13 protein-coding genes are annotated in these 15,896 nt (G+C 70.5%); 8 read left to right on the plus strand and 5 right to left on the minus strand.

Annotated features, from left to right (window positions below; translation table 11 throughout):
• Window positions 1–236 precede the first annotated feature (236 nt).
• Window positions 237–959 carry a protein-L-isoaspartate O-methyltransferase gene (locus ACH34W_RS05855; protein ID WP_395959661.1) on the plus strand — a complete coding sequence of 241 codons (723 nt, stop codon included), beginning with the start codon at window positions 237–239 and terminating at the stop codon, window positions 957–959.
• Between the two features lie 263 nt (window positions 960–1,222).
• Here ACH34W_RS05855 and trpD read toward each other — a convergent pair whose 3' ends face one another.
• Window positions 1,223–2,269 (minus strand): anthranilate phosphoribosyltransferase, encoded by a 1,047-nt coding sequence (gene trpD / locus ACH34W_RS05860; protein WP_395959662.1) that lies wholly within the window; start codon window positions 2,267–2,269, stop codon window positions 1,223–1,225.
• An 80-nt stretch (window positions 2,270–2,349) separates the two neighbouring features.
• Window positions 2,350–2,772, minus strand: coding sequence for a hypothetical protein (locus tag ACH34W_RS05865; protein ID WP_395959663.1), 423 nt, complete (start codon window positions 2,770–2,772; stop codon window positions 2,350–2,352).
• Between the two features lie 213 nt (window positions 2,773–2,985).
• On the opposite strand from ACH34W_RS05865, the gene ACH34W_RS05870 reads away from it, so the two are divergent.
• The 5 genes from ACH34W_RS05870 (at window position 2,986) to ACH34W_RS05890 (ending at window position 8,746) form a co-directional block, all read left to right on the plus strand.
• Window positions 2,986–3,645 carry a heme-copper oxidase subunit III gene (locus tag ACH34W_RS05870; protein ID WP_395959664.1) on the plus strand — a complete coding sequence of 220 codons (660 nt, stop codon included), beginning with the start codon at window positions 2,986–2,988 and terminating at the stop codon, window positions 3,643–3,645.
• A 44-nt stretch (window positions 3,646–3,689) separates the two neighbouring features.
• The gene (locus ACH34W_RS05875; RefSeq protein ID WP_395959665.1) at window positions 3,690–4,604 is read left to right on the plus strand and encodes a c-type cytochrome; all 915 of its coding nucleotides are present in this window, start codon (window positions 3,690–3,692) and stop codon (window positions 4,602–4,604) included.
• Window positions 4,601–5,704, plus strand: coding sequence for a Rieske 2Fe-2S domain-containing protein (locus ACH34W_RS05880; protein ID WP_395959666.1), 1,104 nt, complete (start codon window positions 4,601–4,603; stop codon window positions 5,702–5,704). Before ACH34W_RS05875 ends, ACH34W_RS05880 begins: the two co-directional genes overlap by 4 nt.
• Window positions 5,701–7,392, plus strand: coding sequence for a cytochrome bc complex cytochrome b subunit (locus ACH34W_RS05885; RefSeq protein ID WP_395959667.1), 1,692 nt, complete (start codon window positions 5,701–5,703; stop codon window positions 7,390–7,392). Before ACH34W_RS05880 ends, ACH34W_RS05885 begins: the two co-directional genes overlap by 4 nt.
• A 232-nt stretch (window positions 7,393–7,624) precedes the next feature.
• Window positions 7,625–8,746, plus strand: a complete 1,122-nt coding sequence (locus tag ACH34W_RS05890; protein WP_395959668.1) for a glycosyltransferase family 4 protein — start codon at window positions 7,625–7,627, stop codon at window positions 8,744–8,746.
• A gap of 6 nt (window positions 8,747–8,752) precedes the next feature.
• Here the strand turns inward: ACH34W_RS05890 and ACH34W_RS05895 are convergent, their stop codons facing one another.
• Both ACH34W_RS05895 and ACH34W_RS05900 read right to left on the minus strand, forming a co-directional pair.
• Complete coding sequence (locus tag ACH34W_RS05895; protein WP_395959669.1) at window positions 8,753–9,565, minus strand: esterase/lipase family protein; 813 nt, start codon at window positions 9,563–9,565, stop codon at window positions 8,753–8,755.
• 182 nt (window positions 9,566–9,747) lie between these two features.
• A complete protein-coding gene (locus ACH34W_RS05900; protein ID WP_395959670.1) occupies window positions 9,748–10,095 on the minus strand; it encodes a hypothetical protein in 348 nt (115 codons plus the stop codon).
• A gap of 638 nt (window positions 10,096–10,733) precedes the next feature.
• On the opposite strand from ACH34W_RS05900, the gene ACH34W_RS05905 reads away from it, so the two are divergent.
• Window positions 10,734–12,314: a penicillin-binding transpeptidase domain-containing protein gene (locus ACH34W_RS05905; RefSeq protein ID WP_395959671.1), complete on the plus strand. Its 1,581-nt coding sequence runs from the start codon at window positions 10,734–10,736 to the stop codon at window positions 12,312–12,314.
• 53 nt (window positions 12,315–12,367) lie between these two features.
• Here the strand turns inward: ACH34W_RS05905 and ACH34W_RS05910 are convergent, their stop codons facing one another.
• The gene (locus tag ACH34W_RS05910; protein ID WP_395959672.1) at window positions 12,368–13,546 is read right to left on the minus strand and encodes an MFS transporter; all 1,179 of its coding nucleotides are present in this window, start codon (window positions 13,544–13,546) and stop codon (window positions 12,368–12,370) included.
• Between the two features lie 74 nt (window positions 13,547–13,620).
• On the opposite strand from ACH34W_RS05910, the gene ACH34W_RS05915 reads away from it, so the two are divergent.
• Entirely contained in the window at window positions 13,621–14,229 is a 609-nt protein-coding gene (locus ACH34W_RS05915; RefSeq protein ID WP_395959673.1) for a TetR/AcrR family transcriptional regulator, read from the plus strand.
• Window positions 14,230–15,896: the final 1,667 nt, after the last annotated feature.

Consider the following 15,896-nt stretch of genomic DNA (forward strand, 5'->3'; position numbering starts at 1 on the left):
CATCATTCTTTCGTAGATTCCGCAAGCACATTAGAAGGAGATGGCGGCATGGGCAAACATGACAAGAAGGACTCGTGTGGGGCATGCGGTGGAAAGGGGTGGGTGAAGGTCAACCTCGACAACAAGGAACAGAAGGTCACCTGCGGCTCATGTAACGGGACTGGGACAGCGTGAGCACGTTCCACGGGCTTCCGCCTGTCGATCGGCGGCTCTTCATCCCCGAGACCGTCTGGGTGGTGCGCGACGGCCGGTTCGTGTCGCTATCACGCGAAGAAGATCCGCGAGAGTGGGAGCGGTTGGTGGCATCGGACGACGCGATCGCCACGCAGATCAAGGACGGCATGTGGCCGGTGTCGTCCTCATCCGCTCCGTCGATCATGGCCGAGATGATCGACGCTCTGGAGCTCAGCGCCGGTATGCGCGTGCTGGAGATCGGCACCGGTACCGGCTACAACGCCGCCTGCATGGCGGCACTGGGCGCCGAGGTGGTGTCGGTCGAAATTGACCGGGAGGCGGCAGACCACGCCCGTGACTCACTGCGGGCGGCTGGGCATTCTGATGTGGTCGTGATCACCGGAAACGGGGAAGTCGGGGCACCCGCGCACGGACCATTCGATCGCGTGATCGCCACCGCGGCGGCGCACACTCTTCCCCATGCTTGGGTCAAGCAGACGAAAGCGGGAGGGCTGATCGTGGTTCCGTGGGCGGCCACTTTTCGCCCGGACGGGCCACTCGCCATCCTTAAGGTCAACGCGGACGCCACTGCTGAGGGGCGGTTCACAGCCCCGGCATGGTTCATGCCCCTGCGCGGCCAGGGTCTGCCGCAAGCGGTTCTCCAGGAGACCGAGGAACGCTGGATCAAGGCAGGAAGGCCAGACTGCACACGCTATGGCATCACAGTGACTCCAACCGGTCAGGTGATCTGGCTTGACTCGCCGGACAGTCCGATCGACCGCTGAACGGCAAACTGACCGTCGCTGCGGAAGTTCCGGGAGACGCACTTACCTGACCAACCGAGCGTCTCCCTTCCGGCTATGGGGCTGGAGCCGCCGGGATCGGCTGGAGGGGCTGAACCACTGAAGGGGTGGGGTCTGGGGCTTGCCCCAGCTTGGGGCTCGGGGCGGGAGCCCCGATAAGGCTGTCCGAGCGGAGCGAGGGCGATGCTCTCACCAGGGCGAGCGTTAGTGAGGGCCGTGCTTGGCGCAGCTGGTGGCGTGGTGGCTTATTTGAAGCTTTGGGAGACCTGAATCCAGCGGTCGAGGAGGGCGGCGGAGGCGCCGGAGTCGATTGCCTCGCCGGCGCGTTCGAAGCCGGTGCGGAGGGCCTCGGTGAGCTGGGCGGCGGGCGGGGTGCCCTCGGCGGCCACGATCAGGGCGGCGGCGTTGAGGCGGACCATATCGCGGACCGCGCCGGGCGTCCCGGCGAAGGTCTCGCGTGCGACTCGGCCGTTGAACGCGGCGTCGGCGCCGCGCAGATCCTCCGGCTTGGCTGGAGGGATGCCCAGGTCGGCGGGGTTGAACGTCGTTTCGGTCGACGTGCCTTCGCGGACTGCCCAGACCGTGGAGGTGCCCGTGGTGGTGAGCTCGTCGAGGCCGTCGTCGCCGCGGAAGACCAGGGACGAGCAGCCGCGCTCGGCGAAGACGCCCGCGACGATGCCTGCCATGCGGGGGTGGAAGACGCCCACGGCTTGGGCCTTGGGGCGGGCGGGGTTGGTCAGGGGACCTAGGAAGTTGAAGACCGTGGGCGTTCCCAGTTCGCGGCGGGTCTTGGCGGCGTAGCGGAGGGCCGGGTGGAAGAGGGGGGCGAAGCAGAAGGTGATGCCCACCTCTTCGGCCACCTGGGCGGTGCGCTCGGGGGGCAGGTCGATCGCCACACCGAGGCCCTCCAGCAGGTCGGCGGCGCCGCAGGAGGAGGACGCGGCGCGGTTGCCGTGCTTGACGACCTTCACGCCCGCCGCGGCCGCGACCACGGCGGCCATGGTGGAGATGTTGACCGTGTGGGCGCGGTCGCCGCCGGTGCCGACCAGGTCCGCGATCTGGCCGGGGACCTCGATCGGGGTGGCGTTGGCGTACATGCCGTCGGCCAGGCCGGAGACCTCGGCGACGGTCTCGCCCTTGGCGCGCATGGCCACGGCGAAGCCCGCGATCTGCGCGTCGGTGGCCTCCCCGGCCATGATCTGGTTCATGGCCCAGGCGGTCTCGCTGCTCGACAGCGACTCGCCGTCGAGCAGGGCGTTGAGCAGTGCCGGCCAGGTCGTACGCGCGTCCATGCTTCCCCCAGATATCGGGTCGGTGCGCGGGGACGCCCGGTCCCCTGACGGGGCCCCGCCAGACCCGGTGTGTTGTGGTTCTAAAGTGCCGGGAGGCGGTTCTCGGCGCGCCGGCGCATGAGGTCGGCGACGGAGTTGGCCAGGGCCATCGGGTCGAGCGGCAGGCTGAGCACGGCGTCGGCGCGTGACCAGGTCGCCAGCCAGCCGTCGTCGCGCCGGGCGATGATGGCGAGCATCGGCGGGCAGTCGTACACCTCGTCCTTGGCCTGGCGGCAGACCCCGAGCCCGCCCGCGGGCTGCGCCTCCCCGTCCACGATCGCGACGTCGATGTCGCCCTCGTCGAGCCGCGCCACCACGGCGGGCTGGGTCGCGACCTCGACGTACTCGATCAGCGGCAGGTCGGCGGCCGGCCGGCGGCCGAGGGCCAGCCGGATCTGGCTGCGAGTGTTCGCGTCGTCACTGTAGACGAGAACCTTCATCGGAGTCTCCGGGGTGGTGCTCATGGCAGAGAAGGCTACCGGTTCACCCCTCCGCGCACGAGGCGCCGGGCCCGGTCGCGCGGCCTCTTGATCGGGAGAACGCCGTCGGATCCACCTTAAGCCCTTGTCACGCGGGCTTTTCGGGCGTTCCTTGAGGGTCTGCAGCGGGCCGCTGAGACGGGCTTGGGAACTCCAGAAGGGGGGTCATGCGTCAGTGTTGGGTCGGGTGACGTAATAATGCTGCCCGTGGCAACAGCATCCGCGATAGAGACAACACCCCACGCTCGGGCCAATCGGCCCAATCTGGTCAGCGTGGGGACGATCGTTTGGTTGTCGTCTGAGCTCATGTTCTTCGCGGCGTTGTTCGCGATGTACTTCACGATCCGCTCCGTGACCATCGGTCAGCAGGGGCAGGAGGCGTGGCCCGGCGCCGAGCTCGACCTGCCGCTGTCCGCCTTCAACACCACCATCCTGGTGCTGTCCTCCGTGACGTGCCAGATGGGCGTGTTCAAGGCCGAGGCGGGCAAGGTCGGCCGCGACGGCGGCCTGCTGAACTTCCGGCGCTGGGGTCTGCGCGAGTGGTACGTGCTCTCGCTCCTCATGGGCACGTACTTCGTCGCCGGTCAGGCCTACGAGTACTACCAGCTGGTCACCCACGACGGCCTCACGCTGTCGTCCTCGGCGTACGGCTCGGTCTTCTACCTGACCACCGGCTTCCACGGCCTCCACGTGACGGGCGGCCTGATCGCGTTCCTCTTCGTGCTGGGACGCACGTACGCCGCGAAGCGCTGGACCCATGAGCAGGCGACGAGCGCGATCGTCGTTTCGTACTACTGGCACTTCGTCGACGTGGTGTGGATCGGGCTGTTCGCGACGATCTACCTGCTCGACCTCTGACCAGCTTGACCTCCACCGACGACATGACCCGAACGGGGATATCCGTGAAAAGGATCACCGCATGGCGACGGCGCCCCTGGGCGGGCTACGCCGTCGTGCTGGCGGCCCTGGCGGCGATCGCCGGCATCTACGCCGGATTCTCGCCGCAGACTGACCGTGCCGAGGCGGCGAACAACACGCAGGCCGCCGCGGATCTGAAGAACGGTCAGCAGCTGTTCAACAAGAACTGTGGGAGCTGCCACGGTCGGAACGGCGAGGGTACCAAGGACGCCAAGGGCAACTCGCTGGCACCGAGCCTGCTGGGCGTGGGCGCCGCATCGGTCGACTTCCAGGTCGCCACGGGCCGCATGCCCGCGATGAACCCTGGCGCCCAGATGCCGCGCAAGGAGCCGATCCCCGAGTTCAACACCGAGATCAAGACCGACTACCACGACCCGGAGAAGCGGGCGCAGGCCGAGAAGCAGAAGGCCCAGGCCGAGAAGAACCTGGCCGACCTGCGTGCGTACGTCGCGTCCATGGGCGGCGGCCCGGCCGTGCCGACCAAGGAGCAGGTCGGCGACCCGCAGAAGGGCGACGCCGCGCTCGGCGGCAAGCTCTTCCGCACCAACTGCGCCCAGTGCCACAACTTCACCGGTCAGGGCGGCGCGCTCACCGGTGGCAAGTACGCCCCGCCGCTCAGCAAGAGCGACGTCACCCCCACTCAGATCTACGAGGCCATGCTGACCGGCCCGCAGGCGATGCCGGTCTTCAACGACACCACCCTCACCGAGAAGGACAAGCAGGCGATCATCGCCTACATCGTCCAGTCGCGTGAGGAGCCGAACCCCGGCGGCAACGGCCTGGGCCGCATCGGCCCGGTGTCGGAGGGCCTGGCCGGCTGGCTGATCGGAATGGGCCTGCTGGTGCTGGCAGCCATGTGGATCACCGCCAAGAAGCCGAAGAAGCTGAAGAAGTCATGAGCGACAACAAGGGACCCGGCGGCACGCCGGAACCGCAGGAGGAGCGCCGCACGCACGACCGCGTGGTCGGCACCCCGTCACCGGCGGCGGAGAAGCAGCTACTGGCCGTCGACGAGGCTCCCGCGCCCGCCGGTGCGGGGGCGCAGCTGGACGAGGACGCGGCCAAGCGCGCCGAGCGGATCGTCGCGCTGTTCTTCCTGCTCGCCTTCGCCGGCAGCGTGGCGTTCATCGCCTACTACATCGGCTGGAGCGGCCGCGACGGCGGCATGCACGGCATCTTCCGCGCTCGGGAGTCCAACTTCTGGCTCGGCGGCACGATGGCGCTGTCGTTCCTGGCGATGGCCATCGGTGTGACGATCTGGGTGCGGCGCCTGATGACCAGCGCCCCGATCATCCAGGAACGGCACGAGATGGTGTCGCCCCCGGAGACCCGCGAGGCGTTCACCCAGGAGTTCCTGGAGGGCGCCGAGGACAGCGGCATCACCAAGCGGCCACTGCTGCGCCGCACGCTGCTGCTGGCCGCGGCGCCGCTGGGCCTGGTCCCGCTGATTCTGCTGCGCGACCTCGGCCCGCTGCCGGAGAAGCGGCTGCGCCACACCTTCTGGGGCGAGGCCGTCAAGAAGGCGCAGGCCGAGGGCAAGAAGGGTGTCCGGCTGGTCGTCGACGGCACCAACAAGCCGCTGAAGGTGAGCGACTTCTCCAGCCCGGGCGGCATGATCACGGTGCTGCCGGAGGGCGTGGAGGAGAGCCACCACGCGCTCAACGAGATCGCCAAGTCGGTGACCATCCTCATCAACGTGCCCTCCGACCAGTTCAAGCCGGCCAAGGGCCGGGAGAACTGGCACGTCAACGGGATCGTCGCGTACTCCAAGATCTGCACGCACGTCGGCTGCCCGGCGGCCCTGTACGAGCAGACCACGCACCACATCCTGTGCCCGTGCCACCAGTCGACCTTCGACGCGACCGACGCGGCCAAGGTCGTCTTCGGGCCGGCGGCCCGGGCGCTGCCGCAGTTGCCGCTCGCCGTGGAGGACGGCTACCTCGTGGCCACCGCCGACTTCCCCGAACCGATCGGCCCGAGCTTCTGGGAGCGTGGATGAGCGAGGCAACCGCCCCGAAGGCGAACGCCGCGAAGGCAACCGCCCCGAAAGCGACCGCACCGAAGGCAGTGGACGGCCCGCTGACCTTCCTCGACGAGCGCCTTGGTTCCACCAGCTTCTTCAAGCGGAACGTGAAGAAGGTCTTTCCGGACCACTGGTCGTTCATGCTGGGCGAGATCGCGCTGTACTCGTTCATCATCCTGCTGCTGACCGGAACGTTCCTCACGCTGTGGTTCCAGCCGAGCATGCACGAGACGGTGTACGAGGGTTCGTACGAGCCGTTGCGCGGCGTGAAGATGTCCCAGGCCTACGCCTCGACGCTGCACATCACCTTCGACGTCCGCGGTGGACTGCTCATGCGGCAGATCCACCACTGGGCCGCGATCCTCTTCATGGCGTCGATCATGGCGCACATGCTGCGGGTGTTCTTCACCGGCGCCTACCGCAAGCCGCGCGAGATCAACTGGCTCATCGGCATCGTGATGTTCACGCTGGGCATGCTGGAAGGCCTGTTCGGCTACTCGCTGCCGGACGACCTGCTGTCCGGCACGGGTCTGCGGATCACCCAGGGCGTGCTCGAGTCGCTCCCGCTGGTCGGCACGTACGGGTACATGTTCCTGTTCGGGGGAGAGTTCCCCGAGGGCATGAACGGCGAGCTGATCCCGCGACTGTTCACGCTGCACATCCTGCTGATCCCGGGCATCTTCCTGGCCCTGATCACCGCGCACATGATGATCATGTGGCACCAGAAGCACACCTCGATGCCGGTCAAGAACCAGACCGAGGAGCAGGTGTACGGCTACCCGTTCTACCCGGTCTTCATGGCCAAGACGGGCGCCTACTTCCTGTTCACCTTCGGGGTGTGTGCGCTGCTCGGCGCGTTCGCCCAGATCAACCCGATCTGGCAGTTCGGGCCGTACGACCCGGGCGCGATCTCGTCGGGCTCGCAGCCCGACTGGTACATGGGCGTCCTCGAAGGTTCGCTGCGCATCATGCCCAACTGGGAGTTCACCGCCTGGGGCCACACGCTCAGCCTGAACGTGCTGATCCCGGCGCTGGGGCCGCTCGGCATCATCTTCACCGGTGCCGCGGTCTGGCCGTTCCTCGAACGCTGGGTGACCGGCGACAACCGCAGCCACCACGTGAACGACCGGCCGCGCAACGCCCCGGTCCGCACCGGGGTGGGCATGGCGGCGGTGGCCTTCTACGGGCTGCTGTGGCTGGCCGGCGCGAACGACGTGATCGCCGAAAGGTTCCACATCTCGCTGTTCGCGACGACCTGGTTCTTCCGGGTCACGGTCATCCTCGGCCCGATCCTGGCGTACATCATCACCAAGCGCATCTGCCTGGGGCTGCAGCGCTCGGACGCCAACACGATCGGCCACGGCGTGGAGAGCGGCATCATCGTCGCCTCGCCGGACGGCAGGTTCAGCGAGCGGCACGAGCCGGCGCGCGAGGAGGAGCGGACCACGATCCTCTCCAAGGAGAACGCCAGGCCCGAGGCGCCGGCGACGGACGCCAACGGCATTCCCGCCCCGGGGACCAAGGGCCCGCTGGGAGTGCTCCGGTCGCGGCTCCAGCGCGCCTGGACCTTCGATGACATCCCGGTCGAGGAGCATGAGCACGGCGACGGCCATGACGGCCACGAGCTCGAAGAGGGCAAGAGCCCCAAGGAGCTGAGCCGCTAGGCCCGGCACCACTGGCACACCACAGCAAGACCCGCCACCGACACCGGGGCGGGTCTTGCTTATGTTGTGCGGGTTGCAGGGCGCGGGGTGCTATTTGCGGCGTGGGCGGCGCGGGATGCGGAGTGCGCGGCGCGGGTTGCCGGATGCGATTTGCGGCGTGGGCGGCGCGGGGTGCGGGAATGCGCGGCGCGGCGCGGGGCGCGGTCAGGGGACATGGGATGCTGGGATTGAGATGACGAAGACGCTCGTCGTGACCAACGACTTCCCGCCGCGCCCGGGTGGCATCCAGACGTTCGTCCAGGGGCTGGTGCTGCGGCGCCCGCCGGGCTCGGTCGTGGTCTACGCGCCGGCCTGGAAGGGCGCGGCCGAGTTCGACGCGGGGCAGCCGTATCCGGTGGTCCGCCACCCGACGTCGCTGATGCTGCCCGAGCCGCGCGTGCTGCGCCGGGCGGGGGAGATCATCCGGTCCGAGGGGTGTGACTCGGTGCTCTTCGGGGCGTCCGCGCCGCTCGGGCTGCTGGCGTCCGGGCTGCGGCGGTACGGGGCGGAGCGGCTTGTCGGCATCACCCACGGGCACGAGGCCGGGTGGGCGTCGCTGCCCATGGCGCGGAGCCTGCTGCGCCGGATCGGTGACGGCGTGGACGTGCTGACGTACCTGGGGGAGTACACCCGGTCCCGGATGGCGCGGGCCCTCAGTCCGGCTGCGGCGGCACGGATGGCGCGCCTGGCGCCGGGCGTGGACGAGACGGTCTACTTCCGGGGCTCGGGTGGTGCGGAGGTACGGGCGCGGCTCGGGCTGACGGGCCGGCCGGTGGTCGTGTGCGTGTCGCGGCTCGTTCCACGAAAGGGGCAGGACGCGCTGCTCCACGCGTGGTCGCACGTCCGGAAGGCGGTCCCGGACGCCGCCTTGCTGCTGGTCGGCGGCGGCCCGTACCGGACGGAGTTGGAGAAGCTGGCTGCGCCCAGCGGCACTTCGGTGATCTTCACTGGCAGCGTGCCCTGGGAAGAGCTGCCCGCTTACTACGACGCGGGCGACGTGTTCGCGATGCCGTGCCGGACGCGCAACCATGGGCTCGATGTCGAGGGCCTGGGGATCGTCTACCTGGAGGCGTCCGCCACCGGTCTGCCCGTCGTGGCGGGCGACTCCGGCGGCGCGCCCGACGCCGTGCTGAACGGTGAGACGGGCGTGGTCGTCCCCGGACGGTCGGTCCGTGCGGTCGCGGAGGCCCTGATCGACCTCCTGCTGGACCCGGAGAGGGCCCGCAAGATGGGCGACCAGGGCCGCGCCTGGATCGAACGCGAGTGGCGCTGGAAGATCCAGTCCGCCCGCCTTGACGCCATGCTCGGTGGCTGACCGGGCCTACTGGGCTTTGGAGCGAAGCGCCAGAGCCGCCACCCGGAGCGGAGCAGCGCCCTTGGCCGTCTGGCGCACCTGCTTGCCCCAGTGGTGGGAGTAGCGGAACTTCCAGCGCGAGCCCTTGGCGATGTAGTGCACGTTGGGATGGGTGACGCGCTGCCCGCGCAGGTAGACGATTTTGTGTCGCGCCTTGGTGCCCAGGGCCGAGCGGGGGACCACGCGGTTGTCGTCGTACGCGCCGACGAGCGTCCAGTCCGTTCCGCCGCGGCCCTGAGCGTTCTGGCAGGACGCCAGCCAGCGCATGAACGGGCTCCCGCCTCGCAGGTCGTGGCACTGCAGCCGATCGGCCACGCAGGCGACGCTCTGGAACGGTGTGCTGAGTGTGACGACGTCCGTGACCCGCAGGTACGGCGGCCAGTCCCGGGACCGGCCGCCGTGCTTGTGCACGCCCACCAGGGCGGCGGCCGCGATGAGACCGCCCATGGAGTGGCCGAGGAGTCCGACCGGTCGCCCGTGCCGGGAATGGCGGCGGTAGATCTCCCAGGCGAGCCGGCGGCCGAGCTCGGTGATCCCGGTGTCGACGTCGCCCCGGTAGATGACCGAGCAGCGCCGGTCGCCCCGGTAGTAGCCCCAGGTGATCAGCGGCCCGCGGAACCCCTCACGGCGGAGGGCGGCCTTGGCGTTCTGCCATGACGCCTCGCAGTCCGTGCCGCCGTCCCACTGGACGCCATGGATCAGGTAGACCGGCCGGTTGATGGGCGCGGCCTTCGCGAATGAGGCCTGGGCGTGGGCTGGTGTTCCCGGTGCGGTGGTCATGGCCAGAACGATTCCGGGCACGAGGACATGCCTGAAGCGACGACGCACGATGAGAGCTCCCCTGGCGCGGTCTCTCGCCGTCCCCCGCCGGATCGGCGGTCCGGGCCAGGAAGATCATACGGAGGGAATGACCGGCTTCGGCGGCGGATTTTCCGCGCCGGTGCCAGATTGTCACCTCGCGGTCACGTCCGGGTCGTTCGGAGGGCGTCGAGGCGCCGTCGCAAGGAAGCCTTGAGGAGTGTGACGCGGACGCGGTCGGCCGGGCCCACCGGGATGGGCATCGAGAGGGGCTTGAGCCCGGTGAGGGCTCCGGTGCCGGCACGCAGGCCGGTGAGCGTTCCGCCGGGCCGGAGGCCGGTCAGCAGGTGCGGGCCGATGAGCCCGCCGGGGCGGAGGGCCGCCAGGACCTGGGGGCCGACGGCCGTCACCAGGACGGGGGCGACCGCGGCGAGTCCGATCAGGGCTCCGATGCCGGCGGCGCGGCCGAGCGTCCCGAGGTCACGGGACTCCAAGCGGGGCGAGATGCTCATGAGATGACGATCTCGCGTTGCGGGGTCGTCGACATGAGTACGGATACTCAACCGGCCCTGAGGAGTATGTGAGGTGAGCGCCCCCGCCACCGCGCCGCCGGCGGGAGCGCTCACCTCACGTCTTCCCCTAGCCCCCGCTCGACCGCCCTTTCAACGGAGCAGCTCCGCTGGGCGGCGTTCGGTTGGGGTCGTGCCGGGATTCCCGGAGACCAGTTCCACGCGATTCCCCTGTCGAGGTCGGGGTGTGATCCATACGAGCCGGCTGGGCGCCCTTTTTTAGGGGGAGAACCTGGAGGTAGGCGCGCCGTGCAGGAATGCCGGTCCCGCGGGATCGCGGATGCGTGGACGGGAATGCCGGGCACGACCCCGGCATGCGGTCGCGACTCCCCGGAGAAGGGTGGGCCGCCCCAGTCTGTTCTCTGCTCATCGGGGCACCTCCTCCGTCATGTCGTCGACCGGATGACACTCCCGAAGTTATGCCGCCAAAAGCCCCATGTCTCCACTATTAGGGCGCGCTTAAGGCATGACTGAGACGGCGCTAAGCATGACAACTCACCCGAAACATGGGCATCAGGATGCTTCTCATTGCCAGGAATTGCTGTAACGATCGTGGCGGGTCGTTGAGGGGAAGGACGTCGATGCGTTCACGTGGCCTCGTGGTGCTGGCCGGGATGATCGCCCTGGTGCTCGCCACCGGAGTCGGGGCGGCGCGGGTGGTCCCACGGCGCGGTGGGCCCGGTCCGGAGAAGGTCGCGGCCGACTACCTCGCGGCATGGGGCACAGGTTCGTTCACGCGGATGGAGAAGCTGGTCGCGAACGCTCCGGCGAACTTCGCCTCTCAGCACCGGTCACTGTCCCGCGGGCTCCTGGTGACGTCGATCGACCTGCGGCCAGGTCGGCTGACCCGCACCGGGCCGGATCACGCGCAGCTGGACTTCATGGTGAGCCGGGAGTTGTCCGGGCACGGCACCTGGTCGTTCCGGTCCGTGCTGCGGCTGGGCAAGGTCGATGGCAGATGGCGGGTGCTGTGGTCGCCCGCCACGCTCTACCCCGGCTTGAAGGGCATGGGGTCATGGCGGATACGCCAGATCGAGGTGCCGGCGCTCACCCTGACCGACCGCGACGGCAGGGCGCTGCCCGAGGGCGGTTCGCTGGAGCCGTACGTCGGCGAGCTCGCCGCACGGCTCGCCACCGGCGAGGAGGAGCCGGACGCGGGCGAGGACGAGGACGACCCGACGCCCTGGGCCATCGAGTTGCAGGACGGCGGCGGTCCGGTGCAGCGGGTCAAGCTGTTCGGCGGCGGTAAGGGCCGGAAGATCCGCACCACGGTGGACCGGCGGGTGCAGGCGGCCGCCGAGAGGGCCGTCCAGGACGCCCCGGGCGAGGCCGCGATCGTGGCGCTGCGCCCGTCCACCGGTGAGGTCCTTGCCGTGGCCGACGGCTTGGGGGGCCGCGGCGCGTTCCTCGGCCTCTACGCGCCCGGTTCCACGTTCAAGGTGGTGACCGCGGCGGCCCTGCTGGGCGACGGCATGAGCGCGGAGGGCAAGGCCGACTGCCCCGCCACGGTGGTCACCGCACAGCGCACGATCCGCAACCACGACGGGAAGCCGGTGGGCCAGGCCTCGCTGCGCGACGCGTTCGCCCAGTCCTGCAACACCGCGTTCGCGCGCCTGGCAGTCGAACGGCTGAAGGCGGACAAGCTGGCAGCGAGTGCGCGCGACCTCGGCTTCGGTGAGCCCATCACGCCTGGGGTGCCCGCGTCCCGGGGGAGCTTTCCCGAGCCGGACGGCGGTGCCGAACTGGCCGAGGCCGCCATCGGGCAAGGGCGGGTGCAGGCGAGTCCCCTGATGATGGCGGTCGTCGCCGGGGCGGTCGCGGACGGTACGTGGCGTTCGCCGCGGATGGTGGAGGCCCGGCTCATCCGCAGGGCCGGCGATCCGATCCGGCCGTCGCACGCGGTGCCGGACGCGGCTGCGCTCCGGGCCATGATGCGCGCGGTCGTGACCGGGGGGACCGCCGCCGGTGCCCGCCTGCCGCCCGGTATGGGTGGCAAGACCGGCACCGCCGAGGTCGGGTCGGGGGAGCCGTCCCACGCCTGGTTCATCGGCTACCGCGGGGACCTGGCCTTTTCGGTGTTCGTGCAGGGCGGCGGCTCCGGGCCCAAGGTCGCCGTGCCCGTCGCTGCGGCGTTCCTCCGCCGAGCCCGCCAAGCCCGCTGAGCCTCGTTCCTCGGCGAGGTCCGCTGAACGTCGGGAACGGCTGGCAGCGACCGTCAGGAGCGGCTGGCGGCGACCGTCAGGGCGGCGCCCACGGCGAGCATGACGGCCAGGACGAAGGCGAGCGGGGCGATGCCGTGACCCGCGAAGAGCCCGGCGACCTGCGGACCGAGGCTCGCCCCGGCGAACAGCAGCGCGGTGAACAGCGAGATCGCCGGGCCGCGCGCCTCCCCGCCCCGGGAGCCGATGGTGTCGACCAGGCTGGGCGCGGCGACCGCGATCCCGGCGGTGACCACCATGAGCAGCAGCGCGAGACCCACGGTGCCGGGTGTCAGCAGGCCGATGAACCCGGTGCCCGCGGCGGCCCCCGCCAGGGCGACGGCGGCGCGGCGCGGCCCGGGGATCCGCGCCAGGGTTGGCGTGAGGAACGGGATGGCGAGGATGACGGGGAGCGCGCTGGCGCGCAACCCCAGCAGGCCGGTGGTGCCGGTGAGCTGGAGCCCCGTGTAGATCGCGACGAACGCGGTGAGCACCGTGGGCACCGCCGCGTACAACAGGCGCAGGTCGGGTGAGCGCAGTAGCGACGGCATGACCCGGTAGGCGTCGAGAGGCGAGGTGCCGGATGCGGGTGCGTCGGGGAGCATCGCCCAGCGCAGGGCGACGGCCGCGACCGCGAACGCGGCGGCCCCGGCAAGGAAGAACACCCGCCATCCGAATCCGGCCAGCCACTGGGCGGCTAGCTGGCCGATGACGGCGGCGCCCAGGAATCCGGTCGTCATCGCGGTCACCGTGACCAGCCGGCGCCGGGGTTCGATGCGTTCGCCCACGTAGGCCATCGCGACCGGCGGGAAGGCGCCCATGGTCATGCCCTGCACGATCCGGAGCGCCACCGCTGCTCCCAGACCGGGCGCGGCGGCGACGAGGACCGTGGCGACCGCGGTGGCGGCGACACCGGTGACGATCACGCGGCGGCGCCCGTAGCGGTCCGACAGCGGCCCGAAGAGCAGGAAGCCCGCCCCGTAGCCGAGCCCGTAGACGGTCATCAGCCAGGTCACCGTGGTGGGGGAGGTGTGCCAGTCGTCCGCGATCGCGTTCACCAGCGGGATCAGCCCGTAGAGCTGGCCGGTGGCCAGCAGCGCGGTGATCGAGAACACCACGAGCGTGCGGGCGAACGGCGCGTACTCGGAGGCGTCGGCCGGGGTCGGTCCGGTGGTGGTGCGCATGGCGGTGGTCATGCGGAGGAACGTAGCCAACCAACTGGTTGGATGTCAACCAACTAGTTGGTAGCGTTCCGGCTATGCTGTGGGCCATGCCGAAGAAGGACAGCCTGACCACCAAGGACGCGCTGCTCGCCGCCGCGCGCGAGGAGTTCGCCGAGCACGGCGTGGCCGGTGCGCGCGTCGACCGCATCGCCCAGCGGGCCGGCGTCAACAAGGAACGCATTTACGGCTACTTCGGCAACAAGGAGAAGCTCTTCGACGCGGTGATCCAGGTCGCCCTGGACGAGTTCGCGGCGATCACGCCGCAACCCGGCGAGGACCCCGTCGAGTACGTCGGGCACCTCTTCGACTACTACCAGGACCATCCCGAGCTGCTGCGGCTGCTCACCTGGGAGGGCCTGCACTCCAGGCCGGGAGCCCTACCGCAGCAACAGTGGCGGGCTGAGCGCTGCCGCAAGGCGGTGGCATCGCTCGCCGCGCGCATGGGCCAGGAGCCCTCACCCGAGGTCGGCCGCACCCTGATGACCCTCAAGGGCCTGGCCATGATGCCGATGGTCATGCCCCAGCTCGCCGAGCTCCTCGTCGGCGGCAGGATGGACGATCCCGCCTCAGTCGAGGCGATGCGTGAACATGTCATGGCGTTCGCACGTACTGCTCTTCGGGACACCGATTCGAAAGACCTGCACCAGATGCGGTGACCTGCACTTCGATGACAGAGGGGACCCTGATTTCGGGGTTTCCCGGCGGCTTTTTTGGCGCCATCTCTCATCAAAGTGGTCCCTGGGGCGTATGCTCCGGGGAAGCCAGGGCGGGTAAACCGCCCACGGGCACTACTTGGAGCAGAGCGGGCTCTAGCGGTAGTGTCCACGGCGTCTCAGGAAGCACGTACGCCCGGGTTTGAGCGGACCCGAGCGTACGGAAGGAATCAAGCCGTCGTTCGCCGTACCTCCGCCTCCTCGACAGGAGAGGGCATGGTGCGACGCGACAACTGGGATCGCCCCCTGCCATGGGAGCGTCCCGACCTGGAGTGGCAGCCGCGGCAACGGCAGCGGACGTCGAGGGACGAGCGGTCCCGTCGGCGTAAGCAGGCGGAGCCATCACGGCAGCGGCTCGAGCGGCAGCCTGAGCTGCCGCCTGCGCCCACGCCGCCACAGGCCACGCCATCGCCTGCGGAGGCGGGCGAGCAGGCGATGTCGCCGACCTGGCGGCGGGCGATGCCGGAGATGGACCGGCAGTCGGCACCGCAACCCGGACGGCGGGCGGCATCTCGCCGCCGCGCCACGTCCGACTCCCGCCGCGGCGCGTCCGAGCGAGGACGCCGATCGGCGCCCGAGCCCGCCAAACCCGAGCGGGGACGCCGAGCGGCACCCGAGCCCGCCAAACCCGAGCGGGGACGCCGAGCGGCACCCGAGTCCAGGCGGCCGGTCACATCCGAGTCCGAGCGGCGGGGCACGTCCGAGCCCGGGCGCAGGCCGCCCGAGCGCGGGCGTCGCCCGGCCGCTGATGCCGGACACCGGGGCGCAACACCTGAGTCCGGACGCCGGATGCCCGAGCGTGGACGCCGGCCCGCGCCCGAGACTGAGCAGTGGGCGGTGCCGGACTCTGCGCTGCCACCCGCACCCCAGACCGAGCGGTGGGGTGCGGGTGAGTCTGAACGCAGGCCACCTGAGAGTGGACGTCGCCCGGCCCCTGCTTCTGGAGTGCGGGGCGCGCCCGAGTCCGGACGCCGGACGCCGGAGTCCGGACGCCCGCCTGCGCCCGAGACCGGGCAGCGGACGGGGCCGGAGACCGGGCGCCAGGCACCCGGCCCGGGACCACAGGCTGCGTCCAGATCCGAGCAGCGTGGGACTGCCGAGCCTGGGCGCAGGCCGCCCGAGCGCGGGCGACGCCCGGCCACTGATTCCGGACGTCGCCAGGCCCCTGATGCCGGGCGGCGGGGCGCTCCTGAGTCCGGACGCCGGACGCCGGCGCCTGGTCGCCAGGCCACACCCGGGTCCGGGCGGCCCGCCACACCTGAGTCCGAGGGCTTGGGGGCGCCTGCGCCTGCACAGCGGCGGGTGCCTGAGCGCGGTCAGCGACAGGTGCCCGGGGCTGGATGGTCCGCCACACGTCGGCCCGAGCGGTGGGCGCCAACCGGACAACGCGGGGGCCCGGCTGCACCCGAGCCCGGGCGGCAGTCGCCGCCCGAGGCACAGCCCGCTGCACAGCCCCAGGGGTGGGCAGCGTCCGAGTCTGTGCCGCGAGGAATGGCTGCGCCTGGGCAGCGGCGGGCGCCTGAGCCTGGACGCCCGGTGGCGCCTGAGCGCGGGCGGCCTGCTGCGTCTGGGGCTGAGGGATGGGGGGCACCTGCGCCCACACCTACGCC

This window comes from Actinomadura sp. 6N118 (genome assembly GCF_044326415.1).
In the GTDB taxonomy this organism is placed as follows: domain Bacteria; phylum Actinomycetota; class Actinomycetes; order Streptosporangiales; family Streptosporangiaceae; genus Spirillospora.

Coding starts and splice junctions, on each gene's coding strand:
- ACH34W_RS05900 (WP_395959670.1), bottom strand. CDS start 10,095: ATGAGCATCTCGCCCCGCTTGGAGTCCCGTGACCTCGGGACGCTCGGC.
- ACH34W_RS05885 (WP_395959667.1), top strand. CDS start 5,701: ATGAGCGAGGCAACCGCCCCGAAGGCGAACGCCGCGAAGGCAACCGCC.
- ACH34W_RS05895 (WP_395959669.1), bottom strand. CDS start 9,565: ATGACCACCGCACCGGGAACACCAGCCCACGCCCAGGCCTCATTCGCG.
- ACH34W_RS05880 (WP_395959666.1), top strand. CDS start 4,601: ATGAGCGACAACAAGGGACCCGGCGGCACGCCGGAACCGCAGGAGGAG.
- ACH34W_RS05905 (WP_395959671.1), top strand. CDS start 10,734: ATGCGTTCACGTGGCCTCGTGGTGCTGGCCGGGATGATCGCCCTGGTG.
- ACH34W_RS05915 (WP_395959673.1), top strand. CDS start 13,621: ATGCCGAAGAAGGACAGCCTGACCACCAAGGACGCGCTGCTCGCCGCC.
- trpD (WP_395959662.1), bottom strand. CDS start 2,269: ATGGACGCGCGTACGACCTGGCCGGCACTGCTCAACGCCCTGCTCGAC.
- ACH34W_RS05865 (WP_395959663.1), bottom strand. CDS start 2,772: ATGAGCACCACCCCGGAGACTCCGATGAAGGTTCTCGTCTACAGTGAC.
- ACH34W_RS05870 (WP_395959664.1), top strand. CDS start 2,986: ATGCTGCCCGTGGCAACAGCATCCGCGATAGAGACAACACCCCACGCT.
- ACH34W_RS05910 (WP_395959672.1), bottom strand. CDS start 13,546: ATGACCACCGCCATGCGCACCACCACCGGACCGACCCCGGCCGACGCC.
- ACH34W_RS05890 (WP_395959668.1), top strand. CDS start 7,625: ATGACGAAGACGCTCGTCGTGACCAACGACTTCCCGCCGCGCCCGGGT.